This is a genomic window from Neisseria sp. RH3002v2g, from assembly GCF_014596425.2.
Classification (GTDB): Bacteria; Pseudomonadota; Gammaproteobacteria; order Burkholderiales; family Neisseriaceae; genus Neisseria.
Map to the genome: position 1 here is coordinate 1,188,294 of NZ_CP110721.1, position 23,576 is coordinate 1,211,869.

The 23,576-nt window shown below is 50.2% G+C and carries 19 protein-coding genes; 8 read left to right on the top strand and 11 right to left on the bottom strand.

The window, feature by feature from the left end:
• Positions 1-73 precede the first annotated feature (73 nt).
• From hfq to hisS, 4 genes are all read right to left on the bottom strand, one after another.
• Positions 74-370: an RNA chaperone Hfq gene (gene hfq, locus BBP27_RS05715; RefSeq protein WP_036493792.1), complete on the bottom strand. Its 297-nt coding sequence runs from the start codon at positions 368-370 to the stop codon at positions 74-76.
• A 294-nt stretch (positions 371-664) separates the two neighbouring features.
• A complete protein-coding gene (gene der, locus BBP27_RS05720) occupies positions 665-2,122 on the bottom strand; it encodes a ribosome biogenesis GTPase Der (RefSeq protein ID WP_188212356.1) in 1,458 nt (485 codons plus the stop codon).
• Positions 2,123-2,264: 142 nt separating this feature from the next.
• The gene (locus BBP27_RS05725; protein ID WP_049322720.1) at positions 2,265-2,894 is read right to left on the bottom strand and encodes a YfgM family protein; all 630 of its coding nucleotides are present in this window, start codon (positions 2,892-2,894) and stop codon (positions 2,265-2,267) included.
• Entirely contained in the window at positions 2,895-4,190 is a 1,296-nt protein-coding gene (hisS, locus tag BBP27_RS05730; RefSeq protein WP_049322756.1) for a histidine--tRNA ligase, read from the bottom strand.
• Positions 4,191-4,447: 257 nt separating this feature from the next.
• Here hisS and BBP27_RS05735 point away from each other — a divergent pair, with 257 nt between their 5' ends.
• Positions 4,448-4,954: a hypothetical protein gene (locus BBP27_RS05735; protein WP_223168979.1), complete on the top strand. Its 507-nt coding sequence runs from the start codon at positions 4,448-4,450 to the stop codon at positions 4,952-4,954.
• A 55-nt stretch (positions 4,955-5,009) separates the two neighbouring features.
• Here the strand turns inward: BBP27_RS05735 and BBP27_RS05740 are convergent, their stop codons facing one another.
• Positions 5,010-5,312, bottom strand: coding sequence for a hypothetical protein (locus BBP27_RS05740; RefSeq protein ID WP_188212354.1), 303 nt, complete (start codon positions 5,310-5,312; stop codon positions 5,010-5,012).
• A 209-nt stretch (positions 5,313-5,521) separates the two neighbouring features.
• Here BBP27_RS05740 and BBP27_RS05745 point away from each other — a divergent pair, with 209 nt between their 5' ends.
• Positions 5,522-6,445 (top strand): RluA family pseudouridine synthase, encoded by a 924-nt coding sequence (locus BBP27_RS05745; protein WP_188212353.1) that lies wholly within the window; start codon positions 5,522-5,524, stop codon positions 6,443-6,445.
• 69 nt (positions 6,446-6,514) lie between these two features.
• Here the strand turns inward: BBP27_RS05745 and adhP are convergent, their stop codons facing one another.
• Positions 6,515-7,558 (bottom strand): alcohol dehydrogenase AdhP, encoded by a 1,044-nt coding sequence (gene adhP, locus BBP27_RS05750; RefSeq protein WP_003681279.1) that lies wholly within the window; start codon positions 7,556-7,558, stop codon positions 6,515-6,517.
• Between the two features lie 341 nt (positions 7,559-7,899).
• Between adhP and BBP27_RS05755 the strand changes: the two genes are divergently transcribed.
• Positions 7,900-9,381, top strand: coding sequence for an aldehyde dehydrogenase family protein (locus BBP27_RS05755; protein ID WP_188212352.1), 1,482 nt, complete (start codon positions 7,900-7,902; stop codon positions 9,379-9,381).
• A 96-nt stretch (positions 9,382-9,477) separates the two neighbouring features.
• Here the strand turns inward: BBP27_RS05755 and BBP27_RS05760 are convergent, their stop codons facing one another.
• The 4 genes from BBP27_RS05760 to yjgA all read right to left on the bottom strand — a co-directional run bounded on the left by BBP27_RS05760 (position 9,478) and on the right by yjgA (position 13,549).
• Positions 9,478-10,413, bottom strand: coding sequence for a DMT family transporter (locus BBP27_RS05760; protein ID WP_188212351.1), 936 nt, complete (start codon positions 10,411-10,413; stop codon positions 9,478-9,480).
• 17 nt (positions 10,414-10,430) lie between these two features.
• On the bottom strand, positions 10,431-12,131 hold the full coding sequence (gene recJ, locus BBP27_RS05765; protein ID WP_188212350.1) for a single-stranded-DNA-specific exonuclease RecJ: 1,701 nt from the start codon (positions 12,129-12,131) through the stop codon (positions 10,431-10,433).
• A gap of 102 nt (positions 12,132-12,233) precedes the next feature.
• Entirely contained in the window at positions 12,234-12,944 is a 711-nt protein-coding gene (locus tag BBP27_RS05770) for a YidX family protein (RefSeq protein ID WP_188212349.1), read from the bottom strand.
• A gap of 71 nt (positions 12,945-13,015) precedes the next feature.
• Positions 13,016-13,549 carry a ribosome biogenesis factor YjgA gene (gene yjgA / locus BBP27_RS05775; protein ID WP_188212348.1) on the bottom strand — a complete coding sequence of 178 codons (534 nt, stop codon included), beginning with the start codon at positions 13,547-13,549 and terminating at the stop codon, positions 13,016-13,018.
• A gap of 124 nt (positions 13,550-13,673) precedes the next feature.
• On the opposite strand from yjgA, the gene pmbA reads away from it, so the two are divergent.
• From pmbA to BBP27_RS05800, 5 genes are all read left to right on the top strand, one after another.
• Positions 13,674-15,005, top strand: coding sequence for a metalloprotease PmbA (gene pmbA, locus BBP27_RS05780; RefSeq protein ID WP_188212347.1), 1,332 nt, complete (start codon positions 13,674-13,676; stop codon positions 15,003-15,005).
• Between the two features lie 87 nt (positions 15,006-15,092).
• Entirely contained in the window at positions 15,093-16,262 is a 1,170-nt protein-coding gene (locus BBP27_RS05785; protein ID WP_070695346.1) for a glycosyltransferase, read from the top strand.
• Positions 16,263-16,416: 154 nt separating this feature from the next.
• Positions 16,417-16,926, top strand: coding sequence for a cold-shock protein (locus BBP27_RS05790; RefSeq protein ID WP_188212346.1), 510 nt, complete (start codon positions 16,417-16,419; stop codon positions 16,924-16,926).
• Positions 16,927-17,386: 460 nt separating this feature from the next.
• The gene (locus BBP27_RS05795) at positions 17,387-18,367 is read left to right on the top strand and encodes a transferrin-binding protein-like solute binding protein (protein ID WP_265511043.1); all 981 of its coding nucleotides are present in this window, start codon (positions 17,387-17,389) and stop codon (positions 18,365-18,367) included.
• A 106-nt stretch (positions 18,368-18,473) separates the two neighbouring features.
• Positions 18,474-19,880 (top strand): porin family protein, encoded by a 1,407-nt coding sequence (locus tag BBP27_RS05800; protein WP_188212344.1) that lies wholly within the window; start codon positions 18,474-18,476, stop codon positions 19,878-19,880.
• Positions 19,881-20,036: 156 nt separating this feature from the next.
• Here BBP27_RS05800 and smc read toward each other — a convergent pair whose 3' ends face one another.
• Positions 20,037-23,522, bottom strand: coding sequence for a chromosome segregation protein SMC (smc, locus tag BBP27_RS05805; protein ID WP_188212343.1), 3,486 nt, complete (start codon positions 23,520-23,522; stop codon positions 20,037-20,039).
• Positions 23,523-23,576: the final 54 nt, after the last annotated feature.

Sequence of the window (23,576 nt, forward strand, 5' to 3'; positions counted from 1 at the left end):
AGGTCGTCTGAAAATAAAAATACCCTACCGCAAAAGCGGTAAGGTATTGAAAAACAGGAATGCGTTACATCATTTATTCGGCAGGTTGTTGCACAGTCTCAACTTGAACCGGAGCAGCTGCGGCAGCGGCTTGAGGTTGTTTGTTTTCGTGTTGCAGGCTGACTGCGCGTGCAGGAACGATTGTTGAGATAGCGTGTTTGTAAACCATTTGAGTGACGGAAGTATTACGCAGCAGAACAACGTACTGGTCGAATGACTCCACTTGGCCTTGCAGCTTGATGCCGTTTACCAAGTAGATTGAAACCGGAACGTGCTCTTTACGCAACGCATTCAAAAAAGGATCTTGTAACATTTGTCCTTTAGCTGTCATATTCTTGAGCTCCATTATTATGATTGTAAAGACGCCAAAATCGGCGTTTGATGGGATTGTAGCCCCGAATAGAATAAATTACCAACTATTTTTTTCTATCACACCGTTTAGGAATCCAGCAATAAGGGAAATTCCCGACAAACCGACTGTTTCATTTTCATCTTCACGCCCCTTCCCAATCCCGATTTTATGTATTTTGACTCCAGCAAATCTAATCGATAAATATCATGAAACATGAATAACTTACATTCCATCATAAAAGGCGGTCTGAAATCGTTCAGACGGCCTTTATGCTTATTTGCTGAATTGTTTTTTCACGCTGACTTTGGTTTTTTTCTTGAAGCGGTTTTTCTCTTCCTTGCGGCCTTCGCGTTTCTCAATGCGGTTGCTCAGGCTGACGCGGCGCAGCGGTTTTTTCTTCGGTTTGTCTTCCGCATTTTCATACGGGTTTTCCGAAACATTGTATTGAATTCTGAGCGGCGTACCTTGCAGATTGAAGGCTTTGCGGAACGTTTGTGTCAGATAGCGCGTGTAGCTGTCAGAAATGGCGTGCAGCGAATTACCGTGTACCACAATCACCGGCGGATTCATGCCGCCTTGGTGGGCATAGCGCATTTTCGGACGCACCAAACCTGCGCGCGGCGGCTGTTGGCGCTCGATAGCACTTTGCAGGACGCGTGTGATTTTCGGCGTCGGCATCTTAATCATCGCCGCATTGTAGGCAGCCTGAATGCTTTCAAACAAACCGTCTATACCACGCTCTTTCAACGCGGAAATAAAGTGAAACTTAGCAAAATCAAGGAAATACAGTTTGCGGTTGATATCGCGTTTCACTTGCTCGCGGCGCTCTTCGCTGATGCCGTCCCATTTATTGACCGCCACCACCAAGGCACGGCCTGCTTCCAAAGCAAAACCCGCAATCGTCGCATCTTGATCGGCGATATCTTGTTGCGCATCCAACACCAAAACAGCAACGTTTGCCGCCTCAACCGCCTGCATGGCTTTGATAACGGAGAACTTTTCCACTGCTTCATCCACTTTGCCGCGACGGCGCACACCTGCGGTATCGATGATGGTAAACGGTTTGCCTTCACGTTCAAAATCGATATGGATACTGTCGCGCGTCGTGCCTGCCATATCAAAGGCAATCACGCGCTCTTCGCCAAGAATGGCGTTTACCAAGGTTGATTTACCGACATTTGGACGGCCGATTACAGCAAAAACAGGATGTTTCGCTTCTTCCTCTTCCTTTTTAGGCTCGGGGAAGGTTTCCAAAATATCCTCAATCAGATAATACACGCCATCGCCGTGCGCACCTGAAATAACATAAGGGTCGCCCAGGGCAAGCTCGTAGAACTCGGCGGCAAGCACGGCCCTATTGCCGCCCTCGCCTTTATTCACGGCCAAATAAACAGGACGTGGGCTTTGACGCAAACGGTCGGCAATGATTTTATCTTGCGGCGTCAAACCGGTACGGCCGTCCACCAAAAACACAACCGCATCGGCTTCATCGACAGCCTGCAAGGTTTGTTTTGCCATTTCGTGCAAAATGCCGCTGTCCACAACCGGCTCAAAACCGCCGGTATCGATGACCAAATAAGGTTTGCTGCCGACCTTGCCATGACCGTAATGTCGGTCACGCGTCAGGCCGGGCAAGTCATGCACGAGCGCATCTTTGGTGCGCGTCAAACGGTTGAATAAGGTAGATTTGCCGACATTGGGGCGGCCGACAAGCGCGATGGTTGGTTTCATGATGGAGTCTTTCTGTGTCAAGTGCCGCCTAAAAACGGGAGCGGAACACAAGCAGGTGTTTTAAAAAACACGGTTGATAAGGATAAGTGTAGGCCGTCTGAAAAGTCATGGCAACTTCAGACGGCCTTGATTTCAAACAAACTTATTTCAAGCTGTCGATTTTCATTTGCAGCAATTCGCGGCCTACTGCGGTTTGCGGCAATTTGCTCAAAGCAGCTTCGTAACTTTGTACGGCTTCTTTGGTTTTATTTTGGGCAACGTAAACATCGCCTTTGGTTTCCAGCATCAAAGGCTCGAAATCAGCCTCAACCTGAGTATTCAGTGCATTGATGGCGGCATCGTATTTTTTCTGCTGCAACAGGACAACGCCCAAACGCTGCGCCGCCAAAGCTTGAACCAGCGGTGCGTTTTGGTTTTTCAGCACCCAATTCAAATGACCTTCCGCCACATCATAACGGCCGGCATCAAACTCGGTCGCCGCTACCATCAAGGTAGCTTGGGCTGTCGAAATAGAATCAGGATAGTTTTTTTGCAATTCAGCCAAATCGGCGTTGATGGCTTTGGGGTCGGTTTTTTGCTGTGCCTTTTCCACCATTTGCGCCAATACGGCTGCTGCTTCCTGATCTTTTGAAGCTTTTTGGCCTTGGTAAATGGTGTAACCCAAATATCCCAAAGCCGCCACGATCAGCAAGGCAAAGATCCAACGGCCGGTGCGTTTCCAAAAATATTTAAAGTTGTCTAACTCTTGTTGTTCTTCCAAATGGGCTGCCATTTATGCGTTCTTCCATTGTTGTAAAGTGTCTGTCAAATCAGCGGCGGCAACGGTTTTCTGTTCGTGTTTGCCCTGCATATCTTTCAGGGTAACCGTACCGTTTGCCAGCTCATCCTGAGCCACAATCAGGGCAAAGCGTGCGCCACTGTTGTCTGCTTTTTTCATTTGCGCTTTCAAGCTTTGATAGCCGGAATGCTGCATTACATTAAAACCTTGTGCGCGCAAGGCTTGCGCGTATTTCATCACCTGCAAATCCGCACCTTCGCCTTGGTGCATTGCATAGACATCAGGCGCAGCGTTCACTTCCAACGAGCCGTATTCGCTCACCAAAAGCAGCAGGCGCTCAATACCCATCGCAAAGCCAATAGACGGCGCAGGCTTGCCGCCAAGCTCTTCAATCAAACCGTCGTAACGGCCGCCACCGCACACAGTCGCCTGCGCGCCGAGTTTGTCGGTCGTCCACTCAAAAACCGTCTGATTGTAGTAATCCAAACCGCGGACCAAGCGTGGATTTTCAACATATTGAATACCCAAACCATCCAACATCGCCTTGAAGCGTGCATAGTGGTTTTGCGAAGCCTCGCCCAAGTAATCCACCAAACGCGGTGCCGCATTGCAGATTTCCTGCAAATCAGGGTTTTTCGTATCCAAAACGCGCAAAGGATTGGTTTTCAGACGGCGTTTGCTGTCTTCATCCAACTTATCTTCATAACGGGTCAGATATTCAACCAATGCCGCACGGTGCGCCGCACGTTCCTCACGGTTGCCCAAACTGTTGATTTCCAAAGTCAGGTATTCGCGAATACCCAATTTTTCCCATAAGTCGGCAGACATCGCGATGATTTCCGCATCAATATCCGGCCCTTCAAAACCCAAAGCCTCGATACCGACCTGATGGAACTGACGATAACGGCCTTTTTGCGGACGCTCGCGGCGGAACATCGGCCCCATATACCACAGCTTTTGCGGGCTGTTGTACAGAAGGTTGTGTTCGACCACCGCACGCAGACAAGAAGCCGTACCTTCAGGACGCAGGCTCAAACTCAAAGAATCGTTTGAATCGGAGAAGGTGTACATTTCCTTGCCGACCACATCGGTTTCCTCGCCGATGGAGCGGACAAACAAACCGGTTTGCTCGACAATCGGCGTACGGATTTGCTGATAGCCGTAAGCGCGTGTCCAACGACTAACCGTATCTTCAAACGCCTGCCAAAACGCAGCCGTCAGTTTGAAATCTTTTTGTTCGACAGGTAAAAGGTCGTTCATACCTTTTACAGATTGAATTTTTTGTGCCATTTCAATATGGGATAAGCGAAAATCAAATAGTTGGGCATTATAGCTGATTTTTAAGGGTTTGTGAGGTTGAGAACAAATCAAAAGGCCGTCTGAAAATCGGTTTTCGCATTCAGACGGCCTGTAAAGCAGATTGCAGAATCATATTCAATGGTTCCCATCCTTCCCCTTCTTTTCAACTTAAATTTCTTAAAAATATATTCAATATAGATTCAATGTCGTTATACTTGGATTCTTTTCATCCCGTCCCTATGCACATCATGAAAACACTACGATCTCTTTTTGTTATCGGCTTGTTAACCACCAGTTTACCCTACCAAGCGATGGCTGCAAATAACGCCACAAATAATCAAGCCAAAATAGATTTAGTCAAAAAGGTTTATCTGTCTAAAGTGGATTTAGGCTCTGAACACAATCATGTTACCACGCCTGAATTACAAAAAATCATCCGACAATTTAATAATTTTGACACTAATATCCGTAATCAACCCGATATGGAGATGGGATGTGACATGCCGATATATTACTACTTGGGCTTTGGTCAGGATCATCCTGACAACTTCCATAAAACCTTGCAAGTCAAGGTCACTTCTCCCCATACCGTCCGGGCAACATTTAAACAATTTGACGGCCACAGGGTCGGTGCAGATTTCACGTTAAAATGTACAGAAAACCGTTGTTTGATAGATGATTTTAAGATGATTGGCGATCAAACCAGCATCAAAACTGATTACAAACTTGTTTTGCGCAAACAAAAATGTGAGTGAGCCAACAAAACAAAAGGGCTGTCCAAACAAATGGAGCAGCCCTTTGATTTTGCAATCAAGGTCGTGAAGGATGCGGATTTAAGCGGACAGGCGGCAAATTAGGTTTTCCGTATTGGGAAACAGCTTGTCTGCCTGAAGCAGCTTTCCCTGACTGCATGACGCCGCTATCGTTACGTATTGGATGTGCGGCATACTCGTCTTGATTTAATTGTGAAACTTCTTCATTTACTTCATGCTCTACCATAAGCTCATACTCATTATCGTATGTCTCACTCTTACCGAGCCGAACTTCCCCTCCCGCCATAGCGGATACGGAAAATGCGGATAACATAATGATTATGCTGATTTCTTTCTTCATAATATTCTCCTTTTCTCAAATATTGCTTCTTTATCATTTCTTTAATTCATGCCACAAAAGCAAGTTCCAAAGAAACCAGTTTCTTTGGTCATTTGAAGAATCTATTTAAGCACAAAACCTGCATCAATACATATCTATTATTAGAAGTTTATTTTCCATATAAACAAGGCCGTCTGAAAAAATCCTTAAAACCGAGTACAATCCGCCGCATGAAAAAACATACCAATCCCCTCCCCCTTTTAGACGGTGTCAAACCCAGCTACTTGGTTTTGCCGCATGAAAAGCAGTTTTACGGCTTGCCGCTGCTGCATTTTTTATGCACTCATTTTCCCTTTGTCGGCGAAGAAAACTGGCGGCGACGGCTGAACAGCGGTTTTGTGGTGGGCGCGGATGGCGTACCGTTTGATGAAAATACTTTATTCGAGCCCGGCAAGGCGATGTTTTATTACCGTGAAACCAGCCGTGAGAGCGAGCCGCGTATTCCGTTTGAAGAAAAGATTTTACATATTGATGAGCATTTGCTTGTGGTGGACAAACCGCATTTTCTGCCCGTCATCCCCAGCGGCAGGTTTTTGCGGGAAACCCTGCTCACGCGCCTGCGTTTGCGGCCTGAATTGCAGCATTTGAATGTTGAAGACATTACGCCGATTCATCGCTTGGATAAAGATACAGCAGGCGTTATGCTGCTTTCGCTCAACCCTGCCACGCGTCGCGATTATCAGACCATGTTCCAAGAAAAAACCGTCCGAAAAACCTATGAAGCGATGGCGCCGACGCGGACGGATTTGGACTATCCGCTGCATATTTCATCCCGAATGGAACGCGGCGAAAAATTCTTCCTCACGCGTGAAACGGAAGGCGAACCCAACGCCCACACGACCATCGAACTTATCGAAAACCGCGGCGCATTCAGCCTCTACCGCCTCACGCCGCATACCGGGAAGAAACACCAGCTGCGCGTGCATATGATGAGTTTGAACATACCGCTGATGAACGATGCGCTTTACCCTACCCCATTGGCAGCCGGCGAGGAAGACTACGACAAACCTTTAAAACTCTTGGCCAAAAGAATAGAGTTCACCGATCCTGTCAGCGGAGAAATCCGCGCATTTGAAAGCGGTTTTGCGCTTTAAGTTATCCAGTCCAATAAAAAAGGCCGTCTGAAAAGTTTCAGACGGCCTTTTTATCACAGAATCATTTGATTAGTGATGAATGCAGCTGCACTCTTTGTTCATATCAATCACCATACGGCCGGTAATTTTACCTTCGCGCATTTCTTGGAAGATGGCAGGCGCTTCATCCAAAGCACGCAATTCGACTTTAGGCACAACCAAACCTTCTGCGCCGAATTGGAATGCTTCTTCCAAATCTTTGCGGGTGCCGACCAGAGAGCCGACCACTTCGATGCCGTCCAATACCAAACGTGGGATAGACAAGTCCATAGACTCAGGTGGCAAGCCGACTGCAACGACACGACCGCCGGCGCGGACGCAGTTAACACCTGAATTGAAGGCCGCAGCGGATACGGCTGTGACAACGGCTGCGTGTGCGCCGCCGGTTTTCTCTTGGATGACTTGAGCTGCATCTTCTTTGGCGGCATTGATTACCAAATCTGCACCGGTTTCTTTGGCAAAAGCCAGTTTGTCATCGTTGACGTCAATGGCAACAACGTGCGCACCAAATACTTTTTTCGCGTATTGAACTGCCAAGTTACCCAAACCGCCTGCGCCGTAAATCGCAATCCATTGGCCCGGACGGACGCCGGAAACTTTAATGGCTTTATAAGTGGTTACACCGGCACAAGTAATGCTGGAAGCTTGCGCAGGATCCAAACCTTCAGGAACTTTAACCGCATAATCGGCACTCACGATACAGTGGGTCGCCATGCCGCCGTCGGCAGTATAGCCTGCGTTCAATACAGAGCGGCACAAGGTTTCACGGCCGGTATTGCAGTATTCGCACGAACCGCAGCTTTGGAACAGCCATGCGATGCTGACACGGTCGCCGACTTTCAGATTTTTCACACCGTCGGCAACTTCTTTAACCAAACCGATGCCTTCGTGTCCCAACACGCGACCCGGTTTGTCGCCGTAATCGCCTGCCGCAACGTGCAAGTCGGTGTGGCACACGCCGCAATACTCGACTTCCACCAACGCCTCGCCGTATTCCAGCGGACGCAGTTCGCGTTCAACAACTTCTACATCACCTGCTACATCTTTATTTACTACCACAGCATGCATTTTCATGAGAGAGTCTCCTAGAGTGTCGAAAAAACTGTTTAGCTATAAATGAGAATACTCCCCATGTTCGAAGCTGTCAACCCATAATCTTTTTCAAAACAACAAGTTATGATGTTATACCATAACAAATCTTATTCAGGCCGTCTGAATCTTTAAATATATTAACAAATATACTTTCATTTCAATCAAATCCTTTATTTTTCAGACGGCCTGCTACATGAAACAACATTGCAAACGTAAATTTTGAGAACATTCTCATTTTTAGTACTTGAACCTAAAAAGAAAAAAGCATAAGCTGTTTTTATGGCGCAGAAACACGCCTTCCCATTCATTAAGGAGAGAGCATTATGGCAAAAGATTTAAATGTGTTTGATAAAGAATACGGCCTTTTGATCAACGGCGAATGGACGAAAGGTAGCGAAGGCAAACTTTTATCCTCTTACAACCCTGCCAATGGCGATGAATTGGCCAAGTTCACAGACGCAACCGACGCCGATGTCGATGCTGCCGTGGCCGCTGCGCAAGAAGCGTTCAAAACATGGCGTAAAACCACGACTGCCGAACGCGCGGCCATTTTGAACAAAATCGCCGATGTGATTGACGAAAACGCCGAATTGTTCGCCCTGCAAGAAACCTTGGACAACGGCAAACCCATCCGCGAAACCCGCGCCGCCGACGTGCCTTTGGCTTCCGATCATTTCCGCTATTTCGCCAGCGTTATCCGCGGCGAAGAAGGCACGGCAACCCAACTTGATGCCGAAGACCTGTCCATCGTTTTGCGCGAACCGATCGGCGTTGTCGGCCAAATCATTCCTTGGAACTTCCCATTCTTGATGGCCGCATGGAAAATCGCGCCGGCATTGGCCGCAGGTTGCACCATCGTCATCCACCCTTCTTCCAGCACTTCATTGAGCCTGTTGTCCTTCGCTCAAAAAATCAACCACTTGCTGCCTAAAGGCGTGTTGAACGTGATTACCGGCCGCGGTTCTAAATCCGGCGAATACATGCTCCACCACAAAGGCTTCAACAAACTGGCCTTTACCGGCTCAACCGAAGTCGGCCGCCGCGTCGGCATCGCCGCCGCCGAATTGCTGATTCCGTCCACTTTGGAATTGGGCGGCAAATCCGCCAACATCTTCTTCGACGATATGCCTTTCGACAAAGCCCTCGAAGGCGCACAAAAAGGTATCTTGTTCAACCAAGGCCAAGTGTGCTGCGCCGGTTCGCGCATTTTTGTACAAGAAGGCATTTACGACAAATTCGTCAATGCTTTGGCTGAAGAATTCAAAAAAATCAAAGTCGGCCTGCCTTGGGAAGACGACACCCAAATGGGTTCGCAAGTCAATGCCGGTCAACTCGAGACCATTTTGAAATACGTCAAAATCGGCGAACAAGAAGGCTGCCGCATCATTACCGGCGGTAAAAAAATCGAAGGCGAATTGGGCAAAGGCGAATTTGTCGAGCCTACTTTGATTGAGGCCAGCAGCAACGAAGCCCGTATTGCCCAAGAAGAAATCTTCGGCCCGGTTGCCACCGTGATTAAATTCAAAACCGAAGAAGAAGTCATCAAAATGGCCAACGACAGCGAATACGGCTTAGGCGGCGCAGTTTGGAGTACCGATATCAACCGCTGCCTGCGCGTTTCCAACGCCTTGGAAACCGGCCGCGTTTGGGTAAACTGCTACAACCGCCTGCCTGCCGGCGCGCCGTTTGGCGGCTACAAAACTTCAGGTATCGGCCGCGAAACCCACAAAATGATGCTCGCCGCCTACACCCAAGTGAAAAACATCTACATCAGCACCCGTGAAGAACGCGAAGGCTTCTATTGATTCGGCGATTCACATTAATCTGATTTAGAAAATATCAAAGGCCGTCTGAAACCTGGTTCAGACGGCCTTGTTTTATTCTGTTTCGCAATAAATGCTTCATATCTTTCTCAAAAAAAGCCCCATCACTTTCTCTCCGGCCACAGCCAGCAATGCCCCGGCCACAACCACCATGGCACCCACATAGCTGACGATATTCATATCCGAAGCGGCAAAATAATCAGGGGCAAGGTAATGACCGATGGTGGAAAATATCATGGTAAATACGGGTATCAGCGTGGTAACAATACTGACTTTTGAAGCGTCCCAATGGTTGAGCGCTTCGCCGAATGAACCGTAGCCGATCAGCGTGTTCAAGCAACAATAAATAAAGCAGCCCCATAAAAACGGATTGCCGATATGGGCGATTTGCGACGGTTCGGCAAACGGCAGGAAAACAAAGCTGCTGCAAAAATAAATCATCAACAGGATTTGTTGCGAATTGAAATGTTTGGACAAAAGTTTTTGCGCCACGCCGTAGCACACCCAAATCATGCTGCCCGAAGCCGCCATGATTACCCCGACCGCGTAGCTGCCCAAGCTGAGAAGTTCGCCGAATTTGTCGTTGAAAAACATGACCAAACCCGTCAGCAAAAGCATCAAGCCGATTTTTTGCCAGCGCGTAAAGGCTTCTTTAAACGCGCCTACGCCGACCAAAATCATGGTAAAGGGCGAGAGCTGCCACAACACCTGCGTGGTTGTCGGCGAAATATAGTGCAAACCCATGGCAACGAGCACAAAGTTGGCGGAAATGCCGATAATACCCAGTACCAATAAAAACAAGGTTTGCTTGGAAAATTCAGACGGCCTCGGCAGCTTGCCAGTCAGTCCCAACAACGCAAACAACACCAGCGAAGCCACTAAAAAGCGTATCCACACCAGCGTAGGCGCATCGACGGCTTTTAGAGCTTGTTGCGCCGCTACCGGCAGCGAACCCCAAGTCATGGTGGCAAGCAGCGCCAATGAAAAGCCGAGCCAAGTTTTTTGTTTCTTCATCTTCAGACGGCCTTTATTTACGCGGCTTCCCAGTAGTCGATATAAAGCTGCAATTCGAGATTATTCCGCCATTCGTTGGCAACGGGGCGGTACACCGTGCGGATGTATTCGGGAATGTCTTCACTGCAACGCCAAAACATGGCTTCAAATTCGTAGCCGTCTTTTTGCAGCCAGACTTTTTTGTGTTTGCCTTCCGCGCCTAAAGGCTGCTGGCGGATAACGTGAAACTCGTCGGTAAAGCTCGGCGGCGCGAAGCCTTGTCCCCAAACGTGGCGGGCAAGGTTCTGCGCCTGTTCCAGCGTAATATCGCGGGCTGGCAGGCTGCCGTCGGTGATGAAAGTTTGCGACAAATCGTCTTCGCACACCATCTCGCGCACGGCTTCTTCAAAGGCCGTCTGAAATGCGGGAATATTGTGTTCAAGTATGCTCAAACCCGCCGCCATTGCGTGTCCGCCGAATTTCAAAATCAAATCGGGGTGGCGTTTGGACACCAAATCCAAAGCATCGCGCAGGTGCAAATTGGGAATGGAGCGTCCCGAACCGCGCACTTCGCCGTTGTCGGCAGGCGCAAACACGATGGTCGGGCGATAAAAACGGTCTTTGAGACGGCTGGCAACAATGCCGACCACGCCTTGATGGAAGTCGTCGCGATACGCCACCAAAGTCGTCTGCCCTGGAGGCAAGGTTTCAGGAAAATCATTCAGCGCGTCTTGCAGCATAGACTGCTCGATTTCGCGGCGTTCGATATTGAGATTATTTAACTGGGCCGCCAGTTCCTGTGCTTCGGCATCATCTCGCGCCAACAGGCAGGCAATGCCGACCGACATGTCGTCCAGCCGTCCGGCCGCATTGATACGCGGCCCCAACGCAAAGCCCATATCAAACGGCTGCGCCTTGCGCCAATCGCGCCGCGCCACTTCAAACAAAGCGCGGATACCCGGGCGCATTTTGCCCGAACGCATCCGTTTCAAACCTTGCGACACGAGGATACGGTTGTTGTGGTCGAGGGAGACGACATCGGCGACGGTACCGAGTGCGACCAAATCCAAAAGGTCGCCCAGATTCGGCTCTTTTAGGCCGTCTGAAAAATAATTGCGGCGGCGCAGTTCGGCACGCAACGCCATCAACACATAAAAAATCACGCCCACGCCCGCCAGACTTTTGCTGGGGAAGCCGCAGCCTTTTTGGTTCGGATTGACGATGATGCAGTCGGGTACGGTCTCGGCAGGCAGATGGTGGTCGGTCACAATCACATCCAAACCCAACTCCTGCGCACGCGCCACGCCTGCAATGCTGGCGATACCGTTATCCACCGTTACCAATAAATCCACACCTTGTTCTGCCGCGATTTCAGCCAGCTCGGGCGTTAAACCGTAGCCGTGTTCAAATCGGTTGGGCACAAGAAAATCCACTTTCGCCCCCATCGCCGCCAAACCGCTCATACCGACGGCACACGCCGTCGCTCCGTCGGCATCGTAGTCGGCAACAATCAGGATTTTTTCCTTGCGCTCGACCGCATCTGCCAAACGGCCGGCGGCGGCTTCGCAGTTTGTCAGCGTTTGATACGGCAAAAGCGCAGCAAGCTTGTCGTCCAACTCGGCCGGACTTTGCACATCACGCGCAGCACACAGCCTTGCAATCAAAGGATCGGTACCGGCAGTGAGCAAGTCGTTGAAAACAGTCGGATTAATGGAACGTGTTTGGATTTTGACGGACATGGTGTGTGGGATTAAATAGAGAGAAATTAATATTTTTGAAGCATTTATTTTAAGGAGGAGGCCGTCTGAAACCTGCAATCCGTTTTCAGACTGCCTTGGATATTATTTGCGTGAATCATCGACAATTTCACCGATTACGGCATAGGAGCCTGCTATCACTGCGCCGACTGCGTCCAAAGCCAATGTAAATGGCGTTTTCAGAATATTACCCGTCAACTTCCAAACATCGGTGCTTGTTTTGGTTTCCACATAATAAATTCTGACCGGAACGGCAGTGTCAAAACGGCGGTCTTCGGCAACATTTTTCGGCGTTGCGTAATAATGACCTTCGGCAGAAATACAGCGTGTGTAGACAGTTTTACCATCGATTTCGGCCGGCTTGAACGCCAACTGTTTCAACTTGGCAATCTCGGCAACTTTTTGAGTATCGTAACGCAGGCAGAAATTCGAGCGGAAAGTTTGCGCTTCAGGGGATTTTAATTCAACCGGCAAAGCCTCATACACCTGTTTTGGGTTTTGCCGAACCATTTGAAACCGTTTGCTCAGCTTAGCATCCAAGATCGCCTTCAACTTGGCCGAATCTTTAGAATTAACGACAAACCAATATTTTCCACCCATCATGACCAAGCTGCCTGTTTCCAGTTGCGTATTGTCTTTGGCAACCACGCCAAATGCGTGAATATTGTCTTTGGCAACGGTTTTTTCAGTCGTGGTTTTATGGAACGGGCTATTTCTTTCCCAAAGATCGGTAGTACAACCATTCAGGGTCAATACACCAACCAGCAAGGCGGTTGAAGAGCGGCGAAATTTCATGGTCATCCTCCTTCGGTATTACGATACAGGCCGTCTGAAAACCGCAATCCGTTTTCAGACGGCCTTAAGGTTTATTCCTCCCAATCCTGCCCTTCTTCTGAAGCATCGGATTGACCGGCTTCCATCACTGCTTTAATTTCTTGGAACAGCGCGCGGAAGTTTTTCGGCGGTTTGTTTTGTTCCTGCTCTTTTTTAGTGTTGCGGATTAAGGTGCGCAATTTACCGGCGTCGGCTTGCGGAAAATCGGCCATAAATTGGGTAATCGCGCCATCGTTTGCCAACAGTCGGGTACGCGCCTGCTCGACGCGTTGCAAAAAGGCATTGTGTGCTGCATTGTCGCCGCGCAGTTTGGCCAAATAGGCTTCGATGGGCGCGGGGTCGGTATCGCGCATCAGGCGGCCGATAAATTGGGCTTGGCGTTTGAGCGCGCTGTTGGACGTGATTTTTTTATAGGTGGCGATGGCCTCGAACAGCTCTTCGTCCAAGCCGATTTTTTTCAACGTATCGCTGGAGAGCTTGGTCAATTCCATACCCAAAGCCTGCAAATCGTTCATCTGCTTTTTCATTTGGGTTTTGCTGACCCATTCGTCTTCTTGTTCAAACATTGTGTTTACCTGATTTTCTGAATCTGCCTATTTTATCAGTTTTCAGACGGCCTTTCCGTGCGATTTTTGCAGAGGCCGTCTGAAACGGTTAAAATGCCGCAAAACCCTGTCAGGAAACCTTTTTATGCTGTTTAACCACACACCGGACGAGCTGTTGCGCTTGTGCGAACACACGCTAGATTTGGCCAAACAATCCGGCGCTACCTCGGCCGAAGCCGATTTCAGCGAGTCGCTCGGCCAAAGCGTCAGCGTGCGCCTGGGCGAAATCGAACAAATCGAGTTCCAACAAGACAAATCTTTAGACATTACGGTCTATGTCGGTCAACGCAAAGGCCGCGCCAGCACTGCCGACTTCTCTGAACGCGCCCTGCAAGATACGGTCAAAGCCGCCATCGATATTGCACGCTATACCGCCGAAGACGATTGCGCCGGCCTTGCCGACGCTGCCTTGATGGCAACCCATATCGGCGACCTCGACCGCTACCACGAATGGGATTTGAGTACCGAATCCGCCATCGATTTGGCCAAGCAATGCGAACAGGCCGCGCTGTCAACGGACAAACGCATTGAAAACTCCGAAGGCGCATCGGTTCATACCGGCCATTACCAATACGTTTACGGCAACACCCACGGCTTTGCCGCACACCAGCAAAGCACGCACCACAGCATTTCTTGCAGCGTGGTCGCCAGCGACGAACACGGCATGCAGCGCGACTATTGGTACGATTCTTCCTGCCGTCACGAAGACATGGACGCGCCCAAACTCATCGGCAAAACCGCAGCCGAACGGACTTTACGCCGTCTGAACAGCCGCAGCGTTCCGACCGGCAGCTATCCCGTACTGTTCGACACCACTGTCGCCGTCGGCTTAATCGGCCACCTTATCGGCGCACTCAGCGGCGGCGCGCTCTACCGCCAAAGCAGCTTCCTGATTGACAGCATCGGCAAACAGGTGCTGCCCGAGTTTCTCAGCCTTCGTGAAGAACCGCATATCCTGCGCTCGTTCCGCAGCACTTATTTCGATGCCGAAGGCGTGGCCACACAGCCGCGTTTTGTGGTGAAAAACGGCATAATCGAAGGCTATTTCCTCAGCAGTTACAGCGCGAAAAAACTCGGTATGCAGACGACAGGCAACGCCGGCGGCGCGCACAATCTGTATCTGAACCACACCCATGCCACGCAGGCTGACCTGTTGAAAGAAATGGGGACAGGTTTGCTGGTTACCGAATTGATGGGACAAGGCGTCAACACCATTACCGGTGACTACTCGCGCGGTGCGGCCGGATTTTGGGTGGAAAACGGCGTCATTGCCTATCCGGTTCAGGAAATCACCATTGCCGGACGTTTGCAGGATATGTACCGCGACATCATTGGCGTGGCAGACGACGCATTACGCCGTTCGTCCAATCAAATCGGCTCCGTCTTGGTTTCCAAAATGACGGTTGCCGGCAACTGATTGAACTAAATATACAAAAGGCCGTCTGAAAGATATCTTTTCTTTTCAGACGGCCTCGCCGTTATCTACTTCCATAAAAAACACATCATGCATATTGTCGTCATCCCCTCTTGGTACCCCTCTTCCGAAACCGACGTGGACGGAATCTTTTTCCGCCTTCAAGCCCAAGCCCTGCAACGCGAAGGCATGAAAATCGGCATGGTCGTGCCCATGTTCCGCTACTTGAGAAGCCAGCCGAAAACCATTTTCTCGCGCTTCTACGGCCTGCGCCGCCATCAGCAAGGCGGACTCAACACTTACGCCTACGACAGCATGTATTTCTTCCCGCGCTGCCCGGTTGTCGACATCGACCGCATCCGCTGGGTCAACGCAGGCATGAAAGCTTTTGAAGCCTATATCGCCGACAACGGCAAACCCGACGTAATTCACGCCCATTGCGTCAACTACGCCGCCATTTTGGCCTGCGCCATCTTCAAAAAATACGGCATTCCCTACGTCATTACCGAACACAGCAGCGCCATTTCACGCGGCCTTGTCCGCAAAAACCAATGGCCGTCCATGCACGAAGCCGTGCGCCACAGCGCGGCCCGGTTCGCCGTCAGCCGTGATTTCTGCCGCATTCTCGAAAAAACCTACGCCGGTACAGACTGGCAATATCTGCCCAATATGCTGGGTGGCAATTTTGAACAGGATTTCGAGTTCCCCGAAAAAAACCATCAAGACTTCACCTTCTGCAGCGTCTCCCACCTGCGCCACCTCAAAGGCCACGACCTGCTTCTGCCTGCCTTTGCCGAAGCACTCAAAACCTATCCGCAACTCAAACTCAAAATCGGCGGCGGTGGCGCAGAAGAAGGCCGTCTGAAACAACTGGCAAGCGACTTGGGCATCAACCACGCCGTTACCTTTACCGGCGCATTAACCACCGACCAAACCCTAGACCTCATGCGCCACAGCAACGCATTCGTCCTCGCCAGCCGTACCGAGACTTTCGGCGTCGTCTATATCGAAGCACTGTCGCAAGGTTTGCCCGTTATCGCCACACGCTGCGGCGGCCCCGAATCCATCGTTACTTCCGACAACGGCCTGCTGGTGCCAATCGAAAACATACCGGAACTGACCAAAGCATTGCTCACCCTCTACGAAAACCACGCGCACTACGATCCCGTCCGTTTGCGCCAAGATTGCCTGCAACAATTCGGCAGCCGAGCCATAGCGCAACACCTGATCGACACCTTCCAAAAAGTGCTTAACAAATAGGCATAAACCATGCAGGCCGTCTGAAATCCTTCAGACGGCCCGCCTTCTTCCAATAAGACAAATCTAGTGTAAAATTAAGACAATAACTAAACTTTTTGATTTAAAATCAGTCAAAAGAAAAACTGTTACCTATAATAATATCCCCACATACATTATGCGCTATTACGGAACGATTACTCGCTGGAACAGCAAGCGCGGCTTCGGCGCCGCTACCATAGAAGACACAGGCCAAGAAATCTTTCTTGCCCTTGCCGCCTTCACCACCCTTACCCGCCTTCCGGCCGAAGGGCAACACATCTCCTTCAACATCACAGAAGGCCGGCGCGGCCGCAAAGAAGCTGAAAATGTCTGCTTCGCCCTCGATTGCGCCGACTGCTTCGATGTCCTCGTCCCTCCCCCCGAAAAACCCCTCGCCGGCAAACAAGCCATCGTCGGCCTGATTGCCGTGATCTTCGTCTGCAGCATTTTCGCCGCCTTGTGGTACGGCCTCCACTTTTCCGACAACACACCAAAAGAGCCGGCCGTCAAAAAACAAGAAACCATGGTTCACGAAGTAGCCGCCAAAATCGAAGCCGAACGCAAAGCATGGCGCGATGCCGTCAACCGCAGCAACCAACGCACAAAGCAACCTCAACGCGCCCAAGATGATGTGTCGAAACAATAATATTAACAGTAGATTAAGATCTGTTTATATTAGTCCCCTATTATCAAAGATCCCAATATAACAAACCAAATTTAAAAAACTGCCTTCTGCATATGTAATGCACGGAGGCAGTTTTTTCAGTGAAAATGAAAAAAAAATTCGAATTTAAGAGCACATATTACCTTAATTGAATACCCCTTAAATTTTGATAACACTTTGTTTTATATTCTGTATCTTTCCTACAACATCAAAAAAATTTTTAAAAATATTAAAACAAATAATATATTGATTTCATAAAAGAAATATGTAAATTTCATTATTCACCTAATAGTTTCTCTCTACACTTTCGATCTTAATCTGTTTGTTTATTTATGTATTTATTGTAAAATTTTTCCGACCGTAAAAGTCATTAACCAAATTTAACTGATATTCAATTATTTAAGGATTCAAACTTATAAATACAAAAATCAAAACGACAGCTTTGGTTTGCGCCGCTTTGTTCGCGGTAACCGCATGTAGTAGCGGTGGCGAGAGCGGTCCAGATATCAACCCAACAAATCCAATTACTCCAACTAAACCGACCACTCCTGAAACTCCGGCTAAACCGACCACTCCTGAAACTCCGGCTAAACCGACCACTCCTGAAACTCCGGCTAAACCGACCACTCCTGAAACTCCGGCTAAACCGACCACTCCTGAAACTCCGGCTAAACCGACTAATCCTGAAACTCCGGCTAAACCGACTACTCCTGAAACTCCGGCTAAGCCGACTACTCCTACAACTCCGGCTAAACCGACTACTCCGTCTCAACCAACACCTAGTGCAGCTGTTGGCGGTAATGCAATGACTTCAACCAATGCATCCTATAACACTGCAAAATACGTAACTCCTCAAGGCAAGATGAATGCTAGTGTTACCATTGACGGTCGTAAAATTGATTTATCCAAAGCTAATGCAGCATTTCTCTTCTACAGAGAAATTAACCCTGCCGGAGATAATATGTCGACCCGTATGACTGTTTTGAGCGGACGTAAATACAGCCATGTTCAATTCGGTGCACAAACTGTGGGCAGTATTAGCCCTACTTATCAACCAACACTTCATCATGATTCTTTTGCTATTGGTAATATTACGCCAACTAGTGGTGCAGATGCTATGCCAACTTCTGGTAAAGCATCTTATGTCGGTGATGCCATTCTGCTTCAAGGTGGAGCTTATACAACAGGCGCATCTAAATTTAATGTTGATTTCGGTCGTAAAACTATCTCAGGACTGATTGATAATACATATGGCATTCCTGTTTCCGGTAAAATTTCTGGCTCATCCTTCAGCGGCGAGCAAGACGGTATCCGCATGCAGGGTAATTTCTTTGGCCCTAAAGCTGCAGAATTAGGCGGTGTCTTTAGTGCTGAGCATGACGGTAATGTTTACCAAGGCTCTTTCGGCGCGAAAAAACAATAATCTGCCGTTTTCAACCGTCCGGCATCTGCCGGGCGGTTTGTTTTACCAAGAGGCCGTCTGAAAGAATTTTTACCATATTCAAACGCCCCAAAACGAAATAAAAAATATGCGCTATCCAACTTTGGCTTTAATTTTATGCGCTGCGGTACATTATGCCTCAGCTGCGCCCACACCACACGATGAAATTCAGCCCGACCTAAACCATAATCAAATCCGCCAGGCTGAAAAACAAACTCTGCAAGAAGACAATCAGGTTGAACAACAACAATTTTCTATGTCATCAGAAGAATTGCTCCAACAACCTGAAATTTTAACCGATGCAATGGATACCGCCCTTGCACGCCAAAATATTGACAACATCCGTTTCCTATTGCCACTCTACCGTCGCTTGACCGGACACGATGAAACAATGGCTTCCTATGCAGATGCGATTCTTTCACGTGCAGATGGAAAGTATAAAGCAGCAGAACAGGATTTGCGGAATATCCTTGCCAATCATCCTGACTACTCTCCTGTACGCCTACAATTGGCATTAACCCTTTCACAAGACGGAAAAATGCGTGACGCAGCAAAAGAGTTACAAGAAGTCCGCAAAACTCCCGACCTACCTGAACCAACACTGCAATACTTGAATGAATTTGATAAATTTCTGAAGAAAGATAAATCTTGGAATTTTGACGGTAACATTTCCTACGTTCGCGACAATAATATTGCCCGAACGCCGCGCGAACGTGTGTACGGAGGTTTTGAGTTTGAAGCGCCTCGTACAGCAAACGGTATTGCCTACGATGTTTCTGCACAAAAAAATACTCCGCTCAATGGGCATTGGGTCTGGAAAAACAACCTTTCTGCCGGCGGTAAATTTTATTGGGATGCACACGATTATGATGATTTGACTGCACGCGCTGAAACCGGTGCTGGCTGGCGTAATCATGCTCAGGAAATCTCCTTATCGCCATTTTATGAGAGGCGCTGGTATGGTACAGAGCCCTACTCCAATACATCAGGCGGTATTTTGCGCTATTCACGTATATTATCACCCAAATGGCAAATATTTGGCGCATGGCAATCCGGCTACCGTAAACATAAGGAAAGAAAATTCTTAAACGGTGCAAACCATATTGCCTCTATATCAGCCCTCTATTATCGTCGAGGTGGTGAATATTTCGTATTTGGTGTAGGCAAAGGATACAACAGTGCGCGTGACCGCTCTGATGCCTATAAATACGAAAATCTGCGTGCTGGCTGGACAAAAGCATGGGGTAAGTCAGGCAAACTTGTCACTTCTCTCAATACTACCGTGCAGTACCGTCGTTATCAGGCAGAAGATATTTTCAATATTAAACGAAATGACCGTGAAACCTACGTCCATTTGTCAGCAGGCCATAAAAAGTTGTCCTGGAAAGGCTTCACTCCACGCCTGAACTGGGGTTGGACACATGTCCACAGCAATCATTTCTACTACCGTCAAAACCAGCATCGCTTGTTTATCGACATTTCCAAACAGTTTTAAAGTGAAAGCGAATAAAAGGTCGTCTGAAAACTTTGGATATAGTTTTCAGACGACCTTTTTATTGCTTCAAGGAAAGATTAAAGCCCCCCCATTCAGATCCACTTAATTTTATAACCAACCATCAGAATTTCTTAATCTACAGCCTTCATTCTTACCTCAATTCGGCTCAGCCATTTCCAACGCCTGCTTGATGTCTACGGCGACGACGCGCGATACGCCTTTTTCCTGCATGGTTACGCCGACGAGCTGCTCTGCCATTTCCATGGTCAGGCGGTTGTGGGAGATGTAGAGGAACTGGGTTTGCGCCGACATTTCTTTGACCAGGTTGCAGAAACGCGAGGTGTTGGCGTCGTCCAGCGGGGCGTCGACTTCGTCCAAAAGGCAGAAGGGGGCGGGGTTGAGGCTGAACAGGGCGAACACGAGGCTCATGGCGGTAAGGGCTTTTTCGCCGCCGGAGAGGAGGTGGATGGTGCTGTTTTTCTTGCCGGGCGGGCGCGCCATGATGGACACGCCGGCGGTTAGGAGGTCATCGCCTATCATTTTGAGGGTGGCTTCGCCGCCGCCGAAGAGGGTCGGGAAGAAGGTTTGGACTTTGCTGTTGACGGCGTCGAAGGTTTCTTTGAATCGCTCTTTGGTCTTGTCGTCGATTTGGGCGATGGCTTCTTCCAAAAGGGTGATGGCGGCCTGCACGTCTTCGCTCTGGCTGCGGTAGTAGCCGTCGCGTTCGCGCGCTTCTTCGAGTTCTTGCAGGGCGGCGAGGTTGACGGCGCCGAGGGCTTCGATTTGCTGGGTGAGGCTGCCGATGCTGGTGTTCAATACTTTCGGCGATTCTTTCGCCAACGCTTCGAGCGCGTCCAAATCGGCGGCGCGTTCGGTCAGGTTTTGATAGTAGCGTTTGGCGTTGATCAGGGCTTCCTGCTGCTGCAACAGGGCGGTTTGGGTAGCGGCCTGAAGCTGCGGCAGCTTGGTTTGCAAGGTTTGTACGCGGGCGTATTGCTCCCTGCCCTGCTCCTGAATCTGCGCGAGTTTTTCCTGCGCGGCGATGTATTCTTCGTCCAGCGTATGCACGGCTTCGGTCAGCTCGTCGAGCTTGATGTGCTGCTCGTCGTTTTGGAACTCGGTTTCATAAGCGAGGGCAAGCTCTTGCTGGCGTTCCTGCCAGTCCAGGGTTTGCTGTTCGAGCCGGGCAATTTGCTGTTGATAGTTTTGTTTTTGCTGGTTGAGCTTGTGGACGGCAACTTCCGCTAACCCGTATTGGCGGTTGGCTTCCAACAGGGCAAGCTGTGCTTGTTTCAGACGACCTTGCTGCTCTTGGCGGCTGTGCGCGGTGGTTTGCTGCTGGTGTTCAAGTTCGGCGGCGGCTTCCTGCAAAGTAGCGATGTCGTCTGAAAGCCCGTCGGACGTGTGTTGCAACACGGTCTGCTCTTCCGCCAACTGCGCCAGTTCGCGCTCGATGTGTTCGCGGCGGATTTGCCCTTGGTTGGTGCGCGCCAGAAGTTCGGCGGCACGTTGCTGCGCCTGGCTGTATTGGCGCGTGTGCTGCTGTTGTTGCTGCATCAGGTTTTTGTGTTGCACTTCGGACGAGCGCACGGCGGCTTCCGCCTGTTTGAACGCAGCTTCGGCGGCGGAAAGTTCGGGGGCGAGGTTTTCCAGTTCGGAAGCGATGCCGTCGAGGCGCGCTTTTTGGGCAATCAGGCTTTCCTGCGCGGGTTTGGCATAGAGCAGGACGCTGACTTTGTCGACCTGATGGCCTTCGGGCGTGAGCCAGATTTGGTGTGCGCCCAAATCGTTTTGATGCGCGAGGGCGTAGCTCAAATCGGGCGCGCACAATACGCCGTCGAGCCAGTGGTGCAATGCCGTCTGAAACGGCGGCTGCGCTTGGATTTGGTTCAGTAATGCCTGTACGGGCAGGGATTTTTTGATGCCTCCGGAGAGGTCGTCTGAAAGCCATGCTGCCTGCCCCTGTGGCAAAGGCGCGGGCGGCATGAAGCCGTGCGGCACGGCGCGGGCGTGCAGGCGTTCGGCAAGGATGACGGACAAGGCGTGTTGCCACTCGGCGGGGGCGGTGATGTGTTGCCACAGTTGCGGCGCGGCGGCGTGGTCGGTTGCCTGCCAGAAGTCGGCTGCTTCCTGCTGTTGCGACAGGATTTGCGACAACGCCTGCTGCTGCGCCTGCAAGGTGATGTGTTGCTGCTTCAGGCTTTGGAAGCGGTTTGAGGCCGTCTGAAACGCCTCGCGGGCGGCGTGTAAGGCTTCTTCGGCGGCAATGATTTGTTCTTCGTAATGCTCTTGCTGGCTTTGCAACAAGGCGGCGGCTTCCTGCGCGGCGGTGGTTTCGGCTTCGTCGGGCAGGTTCAGGGCTTGGTTTTCCTGTTTCAGACGACCTTTGCGCTCTTCGTGCTTGGCAACGGTTTGTTCGGCATGGGCAAGCTGCTGCTGCTTCAACGCCAGTTCGCGACGGATGCGGTTTGCCTCGTCCTGCTGGGTTTGGAAGGCGGCGTTGAGCGTGGCTTGGGCTTCTTCCAATTCGGGCAGACGCTCTTCGTGTTCGGCAACCTGCATCGCCCATTCCGCCAATTCGGTTTGCTTTTCTTCGGCCTGCAACTCGTTTTCTTCAAGCTGCACGCGGATTTGCTGCTGCTCCTGATGGATACGTTGCAACTGCGCCTGAGCCGCCTGCTTATCGCGTTCGATGCGTTGGTGCAGGTTTTGCTGATGGCGGATTTGTTCTTCCAAACGGGCAATCTGCTCGCGCAACACACCGCGTTTGTTGCTCAATTCGTGTACCGCCTGCTGCTGCGACTGTTCGGCGGTCTGCAAGGCGTGTACTTCGTCATTTAACGCCTGAATCTGCGCGGCGGTTTCGTCCTGCTGCGCCTGTAAAGACTGATGTTGTGCAGTTGCCTTGTCGGCGGCGGCAAGCGATTGCTGCCATTGGGCGTAATCGAGCAAATCCTGTTGTTGGTTCAACTGCGCGGTCAGGGATTTGTAGCGTTCGGCGGTTTCCGCCTGTTTCTCCAGCTTTTCCACCTGACGCGCCAACTCGTTCTGCAAATCGCCCAAACGCTGCAAATGCTCGCGCGTATCTTTCAGACGACCTTCCGTCTCCTTGCGGCGTTCCTTATATTTGGACACGCCTGCCGCCTCCTCGATATAGGCGCGCAACTCCTCCGGCCGCGCTTCAATGATGCGCGAAATCATCCCCTGCTCGATAACGGCATAACCGCGCGCGCCCACACCCGTCCCCAGAAACAAATCGGTAATGTCGCGGCGGCGCACAGTCTGATTGTTGATGAAATAAGTCGATTCGCCCTGCCGCGTCAGCTGCCGCTTGATGCTCACCTCGGCATACTGCCCCCACGCCCCCTGCAAACTATGGTCGCTGTTGTCAAACACCAGCTCCACCGAAGCCCTCGGCGCAGGACGGCGCGTCGCCGCACCGTTAAAAATCACGTCCTGCATACTCTCGCCGCGAAGCTGCTTCGCCGAAGCCTCGCCCAACACCCAGCGCACCGCGTCAATCACATTCGACTTGCCGCAGCCGTTCGGCCCGATAACCGCAACAAGCTGCCCCGGCACATGAATCGTGGTCGGGTCGGTAAAAGATTTGAAGCCGGAGAGTTTGATGTGGGTCAGGCGCATGGCAATGTTTCGAATCGGAAAAGAAGGCGTATTTTAACGGAAATACGCTTATCC